The organism is Virgibacillus byunsanensis, assembly GCF_042675965.1.
In the GTDB taxonomy this organism is placed as follows: Bacteria; Bacillota; Bacilli; order Bacillales; family Amphibacillaceae; genus Virgibacillus_R; species Virgibacillus_R byunsanensis.
This window is the reverse complement of sequence record NZ_JBHTKJ010000029.1, coordinates 1-13,605: the sequence shown is the minus strand read 5'-3', so window position 1 is coordinate 13,605 and position 13,605 is coordinate 1. Positions and strand designations below refer to the sequence as shown.

Sequence of the window (13,605 nt, the reverse complement as noted above, 5' to 3'; positions counted from 1 at the left end):
GGGAGTGTAATGTTTCAATATGAACAAGAAGCTGCATTAGAACAAGATCGTGAAGACCTTTTAGGACTTTTAAAGCTGCGGTTTGGAGATATTTCTCCGGAGGTTACCCAAGGTATTTATGAGATAGACGAATTTGATACGATAGAAAGGTTGATTTTAGTGGCAGCTAATGCTCCTGATTATAAAACCTTTATCCAAGAACTTAAGGAAGGTAAAGGGAGCTTCAGAATCGTAGGAGAGCGGTTTAACCCGCTAGAATTTATTGCGAATAATGGTGATTCCAATGACAAATAAACTGTTCAAACACTTAAAGTTCCTGACACCTGGTGAACGAATTAATGACGGATTTACAGAAGAAAGTCCCAGACCTCGTGATTGGGAGAAAATGTACCGTAATAGGTGGGCACATGACAAGGTTGTGAGATCTACCCATGGAGTTAACTGTACTGGGTCGTGTAGTTGGAAAATTTATGTCAAAGATGGAATCATCACCTCAGAAACACAACAAACCGATTATCCATCCAATGGAGCGGATTTTCCAGAATATGAACCAAGGGGATGTCCAAGGGGTGCCAGTTTTTCATGGTACACCTATAGCCCTGTCCGCGTGAAATATCCTTATATCCGTAGTGATCTCTACCAAATGTGGAAAGAGGAACGTGAATTAGGTCACGATCCTGTTAAAGCATGGAGTAATATTACGAGTGATCCGGTAAAACGCGAAAAGTATGTTCGGGCACGAGGTAAGGGTGGATTCGTTCGGGCGAATTGGAGAGATTCTTGCGAAATGATTGCAAGTGCCATTATACATACGATTAAAAAATACGGTCCTGACCGTGTAACAGGTTTTAGTCCAATTCCTGCTATGTCGATGGTGAGCTATTCTGCTGGGACACGTTTTTTATCTTTAATCGGTGGTAATATCCTAAGCTTTTATGATTGGTATGCAGATCTTCCGCCAGCATCACCACAGGTTTGGGGAGATCAGACAGATGTACCAGAAAGTGCTGATTGGTACAACACGAAATATTTCATTATTTGGGGTACAAATTTGCCTCAAACCAGAACTCCGGATGCTCACTTTATGGTTGAAGCAAGGTATAACGGTACAAAAGTAGTTGGAGTTAGTCCTGACTATGCTGAATATGAAAAGTTTGCTGATGTTTGGTTACCAGCAAGAGCGGGGACAGATGGAGCACTGGCTATGGCCATGACTCATGTAGTACTCAAAGAGTTTTATGTGGATAATCCAACTCCATATTTTATTCAGTATGCCAAAAAGTTCACAGATCTACCTTTTCTCGTTACAGTCGACCAAAAAGACGGAGAATATCGAACAGGTAGATTTTTGCATGCGTCTGATTTGAATGACAACCAAGAGCTTGGCGATTGGAAAACGGTTGTTTGGGACGCCAATACAAATAGTGTAGCATTCCCTAACGGAACACAGGGTCACCGCTGGGATGGAGACAACAAATGGAACTTAAATTTGGAAAATGAAAACGGTTCCACCATAAATCCAGAGCTAAGTTTCTTGCCAATGTCGGAGGAAACGGTTCAAGTAGAATTTCCATATTTCGCACACGAGCAAGGTGACGTAGTAAGACGCGGAATTCCTGTTAAACACATACAAGATAAAGCTGGCAATAACCTTCGTGTTACCACGGTTTACGATTTAATGATGGCTCATACTGGTGTTAGCCGTGGATTGCCAGGAGATTATCCGGTTGATTATAACGATCCAAAGCCTTATACACCAGCATGGCAGGAAAGTATAACTAGCGTAAATAAACAGCACGTAATCCAAGTGGCAAGAGAATTTGCTGATAATGCTGCACGAACAAAAGGTAAATCGATGATAGCAATGGGGGGCGGAACAAACCATTGGTATCACAGTGACCAAATTTATCGCTCGATTTTAAATCTCGTTTTGCTGACAGGTTCTCAAGGGGTTAATGGTGGTGGCTGGGCCCATTACGTTGGTCAAGAAAAGGTGAGACCTGTAGAAGGTTGGCAAACAGTGGCCTTTTCAAAAGACTGGGGAAGTGCACCACGACTGCAAAATGGAACATCTTTCTTTTATTTTGCAACGGATCAATATCGTTATGAAGAAAAATCAGAACCAAAAGAAACGCAATGGGGCAGTAAATACCAAGACATGCACCCTGCAGATGTTAATGCGTTATCAGCACGGTTAGGCTGGCTGCCATCTTATCCGCAGTTCTCACAAAACTCGATTGACTTAGTAAAAGAAGCTCGGGAGAATGGCGCAACTACAGACCAAGCTGTTATCGATTCCATCGTTGATAAGATCAAAAAAGGAGAAATTGACTGGTCAATTGAAAATCCGGATGATCCAAGAAATTTTCCAAGAGTTTTCTTTAATTGGCGATCAAATTTACTTGGTGACAGTGGAAAGGGACATGAATATTTTGTTAAACATCTAATAGGTGGGGATGATCAAGTCCTAGCGGATACTGGTCTCTCCTGGAAACCTGAAACAGTTAATGTGAAAGACAAAGGGGCTGAAGGGAAATCAGATCTTTTTGTAAGTATTGATTTTCGAATGACAAGTTCCGGTCTATTCTCAGATATTGTTCTTCCTACTGCGACATGGTATGAAAAGTTCGACTTAAGTACAACGGATTTACATCCATTTATCCATCCGTTTAACGCAGCAATTTCACCACCATGGGAAGCGAAAAGTGACTGGGATGGGTTCCGTGAAATCAGTAAAGTGTTCTCTGAACTTGCTAAAGAACATCTGCCAGAAACAGAAGAAATAGTGACTTCACCCTTAGGGCATGATTCAAAGGATGAAATAGCACAACCGAACGGAAAGATTTTAGATTGGCGCAAAGGGGAAGTCGAAGCTATTCCTGGTAAGACGATGCCAAACTTTGCAGTTGTTAAGCGGGATTATTCAAATGTGTATCAAAAAATGACAACAATTGGTCCTAACTTGAAAAAGGGATATGGCATGAAAGGCATAAAACTTCCAGGTGATAAGGTCTATGAAGAGTTGAAAGAACGGTTGGGGGTCTCTAAAAGAGAAGGAATCGGAAAAGGTCATCCAGATTTATATACCGATATAAAAGCAATTGAAACGATTCTGCTGATGTCAGGTGCTTCTAATGGGAAACGCGCTGTAGAGGGATGGGAAAATCTCGAACTGAAGACTGGACAAAAATTAAGAGAAATTGCTGAAGGTCGTGAGGAAGAAGCCTTCACGTTAGCTGACATAACAGCACAACCACGGCAAACACTCTCATCACCAATGTGGAGTGGCTTGGAAAAAGATGGTCGCAGGTACTCTCCATTTACGGTGAACACGGAATATAGCATTCCTTGGAGAACACTAACCGGCAGACAAAGTTTTTATTTGGATCACGAAATGATGCTTGACTACGGTGAAGGGTTACCGACGTATCTTCCACCATTAACAAAGGGACCTTATGTTAAAGGGGAGAAGGAAGCCGAAAGTAACGGTCCATCGATAACCATTCGCTATTTAACCCCGCATCAAAAATGGGGTATTCATACCATGTTTACCGAGACCTCGGCTATGGTGCAGTTATTTAGAGGTTGGCAAACAGTTTGGATGAATGAGAAAGACGGTAATTCTATTGGTCTAAAAGATAACGATTGGATCGAAGTGTACAACCGAAATGGTGCCATATCAGCAAGAGTAGTGCTTACGTACCGAATACCTAAAGGAATGGCATATATGCACCATGCCCAAGACCGTACGATGGGAGTGCCAGGTACGACTGTAGGTAAAAAGCGTGGTGGGACACACAATAGTGTGACTCGAATTACAGCAAAACCAACTCATATGATTGGTGGCTATTCCCAACTAAGTTATGGATTTAATTATTATGGCCCAACAGGAAGTCAGCGAGATACGATTGCGATCATAAGACCATTGAAGGAGGTAAATTGGCTTGAAAATTAAAGCGCAGGTTGCTATGGTAATGCATTTGGATAAATGTATCGGTTGCCACACATGTTCGGTAACATGTAAGTCAACTTGGACAAATCGCCCAGGAACGGAATATATGTGGTTTAACAATGTTGAAACACGACCAGGCCCAGGTTACCCAAAGGAATGGGAAAACCAGGATCGTTATAAAGGTGGTTGGGAACTGAAAAATGGTAAGCTTCGTTTAAAAGCTGGCGGGCCGGTCTCCAAACTTAAAAATATTTTTTACAATCCAAACATGGGTACATTAGAAGACTATTATGAACCTTGGACGTATGATTACGAAAACTTATTAAACAGTCCAAAGTCAGAAAACCTTCCAGTTGCAAGACCGAAGTCAATGATCACTGGTAAATATATGGATAAACCTGAATGGGGATCAAACTGGGACGACGATCTAGCTGGAGGCAGTGAAGTCGTTCCACTTGACCCAAATATACAGCATATGCAGGAACACATAGCTATGGAATATGAAAAAACATTTATGATGTATTTACCGAGAATATGTGAACACTGTTTGAATCCTTCCTGTGTAGCTTCTTGTCCATCCGGCGCATTATATAAGCGTGATGAGGACGGGATCGTATTAGTGGACCAGGAAGAGTGTCGCGGATGGCGTTTTTGTACGAATGGATGCCCGTACAACAAGGTTTATTATAATTGGAACACGCACAAAGCTGAAAAGTGTAATTTCTGCTATCCACGAACGGAAGCGGGACTTCCAACTATTTGCTCAGAGACATGTGTTGGTAGAATTCGTTATATTGGTGTGGTGCTTTATGACGCAGATAAAGTGAAGGCAGCAGCAACAGTTGAGGATCCACAAGATCTATATGAAGCACAACTAGATTGTTTTCTAGATCCATTTGATCCGGAGGTTATTGAAGAGGCTGAAAAAGCCGGAATTAATAACGAATGGATAAAAGGAGCACAGGAATCACCAATTTATAAGATGGCTATGAAGTGGAAGATTGCCTTACCATTGCATCCTGAATATCGTACACTACCAATGGTTTGGTATGTACCGCCACTAAGTCCGATTATGAATCATGTGACAAATGAAGATGAATTGAATACAGACGGATATATTCCAGCAGTCGATCAAATGCGTATACCAATTGAATATTTGGCCTCATTGCTCTCAGCAGGTGATACCGAAGTCATTCGAAATGTATTACTGAAGCTTACCGCAATGCGTGTTCATATGCGTTCTGTGAATGTTGGTGGAATTGATGAACTGCAAGAAAGTAAATTATTGGAGGAAGCCGGTCTTGACGTGGAAACCATTGAGGAAATGGTACGTTTATTGGGGGTAGCAAAATATGATGAACGTTTTGTAATACCAACTGGGCGCAGAGAAATGGACGATGACCTGCATTACAAACAAGGAGCGTGCAGCCTTGAAGATCTGGCTCCACCAGAAGGAATGGTAACCTATCCATTTGAGAGGGGAAGTTAAGTGGAATCCTTACAATCAAATTTGCTCATCATTGCGTCCCGGATGTTGAGTTACCCTACTAGAGAAGATGAACAAGCTGTAACCGAAGCCTTGGAAGATATGGATCTTGAAGATGATGTGAAGAAGACAGTGGGAGATGCGCTAGACAAAGTCTATCGTATTCCACTTCACGATCGATGGGAAATTTATGTCAGTACCTTTGATTTAAAAGAAAAAACGGGTCTATATCTTTCCGCACATGAATTTGGAGATAGTCCAAAGCGTGGTGCTGCTTTAATTAGACTTCAAAAAATCGTGAACGAGGCTGGCTATGAACGTATGGATGGTGAATTGGCTGATTACATTCCTATGATGTATGAGTTTGTAGCAGTCACCTATGATCATCCAGAGAGCGAACGATTAAAAAATCGATTGGCATGTGTTACCCATCGCATCTTTAATCAATTACACGAAGAAAATCCGTTCTACCACATCATTTCGGTTCTCATGCAGTACGTATTTGATGCCCCAACAAAAGAAGAATTAGTGCAGCTTGAACAACAAAGAGAAAAGGCAGATCTAGAAGAACTACCTTATCCAATTATGTACAAATAACAACAAGAGTGTGAGGAGGTGAAGAGATGGAAGGGTTATTTTGGTGGGTTATTTTCCCGTATATTACCTTGGTAATCATGATTTTTGGTAGTATTTACCGATTTATGTTTCGACAGGTAACATGGGTGGCACCTTCAACAGAGTTTTTGGAAAAAAGGTGGTTAAAACTTGGATCGCCTTTGTTCCATTACGGAATTCTGTTTGCGTTTATTGGTCATCTTATGGGAATGGTTATTCCGATTGAGTTCTATCATATGCTTGGTGTGTCAGACCATATGTATCACTTTTTTGCCATATATGGTGGTGGTCTTGCAGGATTGATGGTTGTAATTGGAGCAGTTATATTGCTGATTCGTAAAATGAAATTTGACCGAGTTAAAGTTCATGCGACTTTTGCAGATTTCTTTACCGTAATCAGCTTGTTGATCGTCTCAGGACTTGGTGTGTATATTACGTTGGTCTACAATACAACTGTTCTGGAATATGAATATCGTCTAACGATTGGCCCATGGTTTCGGAGTTTATTCATCTTTCAACCACAGTACCAGTTAATGACTACTGTTCCATTCCTGTTTAAACTGCATGTAATTACAGCATTTGCTTTATTCGCATCGATTCCGTTTACGCATTTGGTGCACATTTATAGTGTTCCAGTTCACTATCCAATGCGTGCACCACAGCAGTATAGATCGCGATCAGCTTATAAGAGAAAAGGTATTTAAATTCACTTAAAAAACGCTTGGATAAACCAACATTTATCATATCCAGGCGTTTTTTTGCAAAATAAGAAAAGAAAGGAACAGCACTAGTGGATATAAAAAAAGTACAATTACCCCTTCAGACGTTAAGCTTAGTTGTTGGATTTATGGTATGGGTAATCCTGTCATCCCTAATGCCTTACATAAAAAAAGATATCGCACTTACAGCAGGGCAAATTTCCTGGGTTACAGCAGTTCCTGTTATATTAGGTTCCATTTTACGGGTACCTATTGGTTATTGGGCAAATCGCTTTGGCGCCCGGTTGATTTTCTTATTAAGTCTCTTATTTTTAATTATTCCAGTTTACTACATTAGTATTGCTACTTCATTTAGCGGCTTGATTGTTGCAGGATTATTAATAGGTGTCGGTGGTGCCATATTTTCTGCAGGTGTAACATCACTTCCTAAATATTATCCGAAAGAACAGCACGGATTTGTAAATGGGATATATGGTGTAGGTAATATTGGAACAGCATTGACTGCCTTTGGTGCGCCAATCATTGCAAGTCAATTTGGTTGGGAAGTTACCGTTCGTTTATTTTTGATTCCGCTATTACTATTTGCCATACTCAATTTTTTCTTTGGTGATCGTCATGAGCCAAAAGTTACGACACCTTTAAAGGATCAAGTTGTTGCTGTATATCGTAATCAAAAAGTCTGGTTTCTAAGTCTCTTTTATTTTATAACATTTGGTTCGTTTGTAGCATTTACCGTTTATCTACCTAATTTCCTGGTTTCAGAATTCAATCTAACAGAAGTTGATGCAGGATTAAGAACAGCAGGATTTATCGCACTTTGTACCATTATTCGCCCATTAGGTGGTTGGTTAGGGGATAAATTTGATCCGTTTAAAATCTTAATGATTGTGTTTGCAGGACTTACGTTTGCAGGCATTTTACTATCATTTTCGCCAACCATTACACTATACACCATTGGAACGCTATCGGTTGCTGTATGCTCTGGAATTGGAAATGGTACCATTTTTAAACTTGTACCTTTATATTTTTCAAAACAAGGTGGTATTGTAAACGGAATTGTTGCAGCAATGGGGGGCTTAGGAGGTTTTTTTCCGCCACTTATTTTAACAACTGTATTTAGCCTGACAGGTCATTATGCGATAGGTTTTATGGCCTTGTCTCAGTTCGCTTTAGCTAGTCTAATAATTGTTATCTGGATGTTTTATTCTGATCGGCTTAATCTTGCTAATCAAATTGTGGAGGACACAGGACAGGGAGTTATGGTTACCGATACGGATGGTTTTATCACAAAGGTGAATAAAGCTTTTACAGAGGTAACTGGCTATAAAGCAGAAGAAGCATTAGGAGAAATGCCAAGTATTTTAAGTTCAGGCCATCATGATGAAGATTTTTATGAAGAAATGTGGAAAGAGTTGGATAGACATCAATATTGGCAGGGTGATATTTGGAATAAACGGAAAAATGGTGAAATCTATCATGAATGGTTAACCATAAGCGCGGTTGAAAGTGATGAAGGCATCATCACCCATTATGTTGCAATTTTTAGTGATATTACGAAGGATACGGAAAAGTAATACGAAAGAGCATGGATAATATCTCCATGCTCTTTCTTGGTATTTAAGACTTTAAAACATCTTTAATATGATTAATGGCCCATTCCAGATCTTCTTTCTCAATGACAAGCGGAGGAGCAAAACGGATTACATTTTCATGTGTCTCTTTACATAGTAATCCTTTTTCTTTAAGTGCTTCACAATACGGACGAGCTGCTTCATTTAGCTCGACTCCGACAAACAAGCCTTTTCCACGTACTTCTTTTATCATTGGATTATCAATTTTGCGTAACTCATCCATCATATAATTTCCTAATTCTAATGAGCGATCCGCTAAATTCTCTTCCTCCAGTACTTCTAGGGAGGCGGTGGAAACAGCACATGCTAGTGGATTTCCACCAAACGTCGATCCATGTGAACCTGGAGTGAATACACCAAGTATTTTTTTATCTGCTACCACACAAGAAATAGGAAATACACCACCACCTAATGCTTTACCTAAAATAAGGATGTCTGGTGTTACATCTTCCCAGTCACATGCGAACATTTTCCCACTACGTCCAAGTCCTGCTTGAATTTCATCAGCAATATAAAGAACGTTATTGTTAGCACAAACGTCATAAGCTTCTTTTAGGAAGCCTTCAGGTGGTATAACAATACCTGCTTCACCTTGAATCGGCTCGAATAAAAAGCCTGCTGTGTTTTCTGTAATTGCTTCTTTTAATGCATCAATATCACCATAAGGAATAATTTTGATACCAGGAAGCATTGGACCAAAACTACGTTTGTACTCCGCTTCCGAGGATAAAGATACTGCTGTCATCGTACGGCCATGGAAGTTACCCACACATGCAATGATTTCAGCTTTATCTTCTGCTACACCCTTAACATCATATGCCCAACGACGTGCAGTTTTTACTGCTGTTTCAACAGCTTCAGCACCAGTGTTCATAGGTAGTGCCATTTCTTTGTTCGTTAATTTGCAAATTTTTTCATACCATGGACCTAATTGATCGTTATGAAAGGCCCGTGATGTTAGTGTTACTCTTTCTGCTTGTTGTTTTAAAGCATCAATAATCTTTGGATGACGATGACCTTGGTTTACAGCTGAATAAGCACTAAGCATATCCATATAACGATTTCCTTCTGGGTCTTCCACCCATACTCCTTCAGCTTTGGTTATCACAACAGGAAGCGGGTGATAATTTTTTGCGCCATACTCCTGAGTCTGATCAATAATACGTTGACTATCTTGTACCATATTATCCCTCCGATATTGAAAAATACATTTCTAATTCAGTATAACAGTTTTTGCTTTGTTTTACTTCTTGTTTGATGTTTAAAAATCTGTCATATGAAATTCACATCTGAACGTGATATGATATCGATAGTATAAGTATGATTTATATCACAAATATCATACAAATTAATAGGGAGGATACATATAAATGACACACATGCATATTACTGCTTGGGTACTAGCGTTCATTTTATTTGCCGTGGCGTATTCCATGTATCAGCAAGAAAAAGGAAAGCCCGCAAAAATGGTTCATATGGTCTTGCGTTTAGATTATCTATTCATTTTGTATACCGGTGGAGATTTAATTGCCAATTACTTCAATGGCAGTGACCTTATGGGAGAAGCTATTGTAAAAGGGATTGCTGGAATTTGGGTAATTGCAGCATTGGAAATGATTCTTGTCAAAACAAAAAAACAGAAGGCAACAAAAAGCTGGTGGATCCAGTTGATTATAGCCATCATTATTACGCTGATTCTTGGATTCTGGCGTTTGCCAATGTAATAAAAGCTGTCTCCGTATATGGGAGACAGCTTTTATTGAATTACATAGGTGGTTTTAATGAAGGTCCAATTGCCATAAATCATTCGAGAATATGAACTCTTTTCAACAATGTTAAGCAATATATTGATTATTTTTTGGAAAGGTTAATAATGGTACAAGGACTATTTTGTTGGAAGAAAGCATAAACTTTCTTTTCTGCATAAGCGCGACTAAGGCATTCGCTATCAAGGCTTGCCGAATGCCAAGTTTCTAAAACTTTGGAGGAACCAATCTATGAAGAAAATTGTTTTTATATGTGCAGCAGCGATGTTACTTTTTGTAGTAGCTAAGCCGACTGACATTTCAGCTGATGAGAATCGGCAACTACAAGAGGAAATTATATACGATATAGTTGTCGATCGTTACAACAATGGGGATGCACAAACCGGTGATCAAGTACGGATTGATGATCCTGAAGCATACCATGGTGGCGATATTGAAGGAATTATAACCAAACTCGATACGATGGTTGAACTTGGGTTTACCACCATTTCTCTATCCCCGATTATGGCGAATGCTCCTGATGGTTACCACGGATACTGGATAGAGGACTTTTATGAAGTAGAAGAGCAATTCGGGACGATGGAGGATGTTAATAGACTGATTGACGAAGCACATGAAAGAGATATAAAGGTAGTCATAGAATTTGTTACGAACTATGTTTCCTTAAATCATCCAATTGTAACGGATCCCCAAAAAGAAGATTGGATATTGGACGGCGCAAATCCACCTGAGGATTTGGATAATGTTGCTGTTTTAAATCAAGACCATCCAGAAGTCGAGGCATTTTTAATGGATGCTGCTTCTTATTGGATGGAAGAAACGGATATTGATGGTTTTAAACTACATGCAGCAGATGAAGCTTCAGGAGAATTCCTAAAAAGTTTCACAGATCATATACAAGACCGTGATGAAGACTTTTACATCCTTGCAGACACATTAAGTGCCAATGAGTTTGTGAGTGAACTGAAAGAAAATGGAGCTATTACGGCGGTTGAAAACCATGCATTACACGAGGCGATGTCTAACGTCTTTTCACAGGTTGGGACTCCAGTATCAGATATATATCAAGAAGTGGAGGACCAAACAGGATTAGTGTATATCGATAATAAGCATTCCAAACGTTTTACGCAAAAACTAGCCGAGAATGGTCGAAGTTACTTGTCTACTTGGAAATTAGCATTAACCTATATGTATACAACCCCAGGTGTTCCGATGATTTTTCAAGGATCCGAAATACCGATGTATGGGGCTGATGCAGCAGAAGCACAGCAACTGGTTCAATTTAATAGTGGGGACCCAGATTTGAAAGAATTCCATGATCGTATTTCAGCATTAAGATCTGAATTCCCAGTACTGCAATATGGTGATTTTGAAATAGTTGAAACTGAAAGAGGCATGAGTGTTTTTAAACGTACATTTAAAGATGAAACTATGTATATCGCGCTAAATAATGATGCCGAAACACGCTCCGTCTCGTTAACTGACTTGGAATCAGGGATACAGCTCAAAGGAATTCTTGGGGATGATATTGTTAGGGAAAATGAACAAGGTGAATTTAAAATCGGACTAGCACGTGAATCTGCTGATGTATTTACGATTCAGGAGGATACCGGTTTTAATTGGACATTTATTGGATTGGTCGGCGGAATATTCGTTTTGTTCATCTCCTTCATTGTATTTCTTAGCCGTAAGCAGAAGCAAGAACAGCATAAGTAAGTTAAAGAGGTTAAATTCGATATGAATTTAACCTCTTTTTTGCGCTTGCGCTTTTGTTCGTTTATCAGCGAAATTTTGGTTTTATCAGTGAAAACTCGTGATATATCAGCGAAAAACCAATGTTTATCAGCGAAATTTGTGACATATCAGCGAAAATCTCACATTTATCAGCGAATTAGTACGATATACCTACGCACCGAAACCTGTTAGCCATTAATAATCGTTCCACCATTTACGTGCAATGTTTGACCAGTAACATAACTGGAATCCTCACTTGCCAGGTACACATACGTTGGAGCTAATTCTTTAGGCTGACCCGGTCTTTTCATTGGCGTGTCTCCACCAAATGATGCTACTTTTTCTTTACTAAATGTAGATGGTATTAACGGAGTCCATATTGGGCCAGGAGCTACAGCATTGACGCGGATACCTTTATCAATAAGGGAACCAGATAAGGACCTAGTAAACGAAGTAATAGCACCTTTTGTAGCGGAATAGTCTATTAGTGCTGTATTTCCCTCATATGCTGTGATCGATGTTGTGTTAATAATCGTACTGCCTCGTTTTAGATTGGGCAGTGCAGCCTTTGTCATATAAAACGTACCGAACATGTTTGTTCGAAACGTGTTTTCAAATTGTTCGTTTGTAATATCTAAAAAGTTATCTTGTGGATGCTGTTCTGCAGCGTTATTAATGAGAATATCAATTTTCTTAAGTTCGGCGAGTGTTTCTGTTATCGCTGCTTCACAAAAAGATTGATTTCCAACATCACCAGCAATCAACAGACATTTTCTACCTTCTTGTTCTACTAAACGTTTTGTTTCTTCGGCATCACCATGTTCATCCAAGTAAACGATCGCAATGTTTGCTCCTTCTTTTGCAAAATGCAAACTAATTGCTCGACCAATGCCACTATCTCCTCCTGTTATAAGAGCTACTTTATCTTGCAGTTTTTGGCTTCCTTTATAATCAGATCGAATATATTCAGGCTCAGGATGCATCTTTGATTCAATACCTGGCTGTCTTTTTTGTTCTTGGGCTGGCGGTGTTTGTGCTTTTTTTGATTGTTTCATATGCAAATCCTCCTTAAAACGAACTGTACAATAGGTTTACCCATTTTTAATGTCTTCAATCCTTTTCAATTGTTTAAAATACTGATGATTAATTGTGGTAAAATATATGTAAATTGTTGTACTATTTTGTAAAAAGGGGGGAGTTCGTCTAAATGAAATTCGAGTTATTTTTGAAAATAGCTTTTTTTGTCATATTTAGTATTGGGGTTATTTTTATCGGTCTTAAGCGAGAAGACTCCTTCCTCAAAACACGCGAGCGTTTAGGTGGGAGATGAATCGCTCTTTTTTATCTCTTATAGAAGGTAAAAAATAGAAAAACTCTAGATTCTATTGAAACGTATGTTCGGTAATAGTAAAATAAACCTAATAAACCTTGAAAGGAGTATGTGTGATGAAAAAAGCGTATTTTTCTAACAGAGTCTATAAAAATACAATTGATAATTTGCATGTTGATTCTATCACTCATACTCTTTTTCTTATGAATCAAGCGAAGCATTTTTCTTTTCAAACACAAGTAAAAGAAAAACGTTCAGGAAAAGTTTTACGCTCTGAAAGCATGCAAAAAACAGTAAAACAAAAATATCAAATGAACGATTATTATACAAATAGTGCTGTTCAAGATGCGAATGCAATGATGTCTTCACAAA

Annotated in this window: 10 protein-coding genes and 1 pseudogene; 9 read left to right on the top strand and 2 right to left on the bottom strand. The window is 39.2% G+C overall.

Annotated features, from left to right (window positions below; all coding sequences use genetic code 11):
• Positions 1 to 9 precede the first annotated feature (9 nt).
• From ACFQ3N_RS11445 to ACFQ3N_RS11420, 6 genes are all read left to right on the top strand, one after another.
• Positions 10 to 294, top strand: coding sequence for a hypothetical protein (locus ACFQ3N_RS11445; protein ID WP_390362519.1), 285 nt, complete (start codon positions 10 to 12; stop codon positions 292 to 294).
• Complete coding sequence (locus tag ACFQ3N_RS11440; protein ID WP_390362517.1) at positions 284 to 3,955, top strand: nitrate reductase subunit alpha; 3,672 nt, start codon at positions 284 to 286, stop codon at positions 3,953 to 3,955. Before ACFQ3N_RS11445 ends, ACFQ3N_RS11440 begins: the two co-directional genes overlap by 11 nt.
• Positions 3,945 to 5,441, top strand: a complete 1,497-nt coding sequence (narH, locus tag ACFQ3N_RS11435; RefSeq protein WP_390362515.1) for a nitrate reductase subunit beta — start codon at positions 3,945 to 3,947, stop codon at positions 5,439 to 5,441. Before ACFQ3N_RS11440 ends, narH begins: the two co-directional genes overlap by 11 nt.
• A complete protein-coding gene (gene narJ, locus ACFQ3N_RS11430; protein WP_390362513.1) occupies positions 5,442 to 6,035 on the top strand; it encodes a nitrate reductase molybdenum cofactor assembly chaperone in 594 nt (197 codons plus the stop codon).
• Positions 6,036 to 6,061: 26 nt separating this feature from the next.
• Positions 6,062 to 6,757 carry a respiratory nitrate reductase subunit gamma gene (gene narI, locus ACFQ3N_RS11425; RefSeq protein WP_390362511.1) on the top strand — a complete coding sequence of 232 codons (696 nt, stop codon included), beginning with the start codon at positions 6,062 to 6,064 and terminating at the stop codon, positions 6,755 to 6,757.
• 86 nt (positions 6,758 to 6,843) lie between these two features.
• Positions 6,844 to 8,346, top strand: coding sequence for a nitrate/nitrite transporter (locus tag ACFQ3N_RS11420; protein WP_390362509.1), 1,503 nt, complete (start codon positions 6,844 to 6,846; stop codon positions 8,344 to 8,346).
• Between the two features lie 43 nt (positions 8,347 to 8,389).
• Here ACFQ3N_RS11420 and ACFQ3N_RS11415 read toward each other — a convergent pair whose 3' ends face one another.
• Positions 8,390 to 9,586 (bottom strand): ornithine--oxo-acid transaminase, encoded by a 1,197-nt coding sequence (locus tag ACFQ3N_RS11415; RefSeq protein WP_390362507.1) that lies wholly within the window; start codon positions 9,584 to 9,586, stop codon positions 8,390 to 8,392.
• A gap of 187 nt (positions 9,587 to 9,773) precedes the next feature.
• Between ACFQ3N_RS11415 and ACFQ3N_RS11410 the strand changes: the two genes are divergently transcribed.
• Complete coding sequence (locus ACFQ3N_RS11410) at positions 9,774 to 10,127, top strand: YisL family protein (protein ID WP_390362505.1); 354 nt, start codon at positions 9,774 to 9,776, stop codon at positions 10,125 to 10,127.
• Positions 10,128 to 10,400: 273 nt separating this feature from the next.
• Positions 10,401 to 11,885: an alpha-amylase family glycosyl hydrolase gene (locus ACFQ3N_RS11405; RefSeq protein WP_390362503.1), complete on the top strand. Its 1,485-nt coding sequence runs from the start codon at positions 10,401 to 10,403 to the stop codon at positions 11,883 to 11,885.
• Positions 11,886 to 12,091: 206 nt separating this feature from the next.
• On the opposite strand, the gene ACFQ3N_RS11400 is transcribed toward ACFQ3N_RS11405, so the two are convergent.
• Positions 12,092 to 12,958, bottom strand: a complete 867-nt coding sequence (locus ACFQ3N_RS11400) for an SDR family oxidoreductase (RefSeq protein WP_390362501.1) — start codon at positions 12,956 to 12,958, stop codon at positions 12,092 to 12,094.
• Positions 12,959 to 13,349: 391 nt separating this feature from the next.
• Here ACFQ3N_RS11400 and ACFQ3N_RS11395 point away from each other — a divergent pair.
• A pseudogene (locus ACFQ3N_RS11395) lies at positions 13,350 to 13,605 on the top strand (hypothetical protein); the annotation flags it as partial.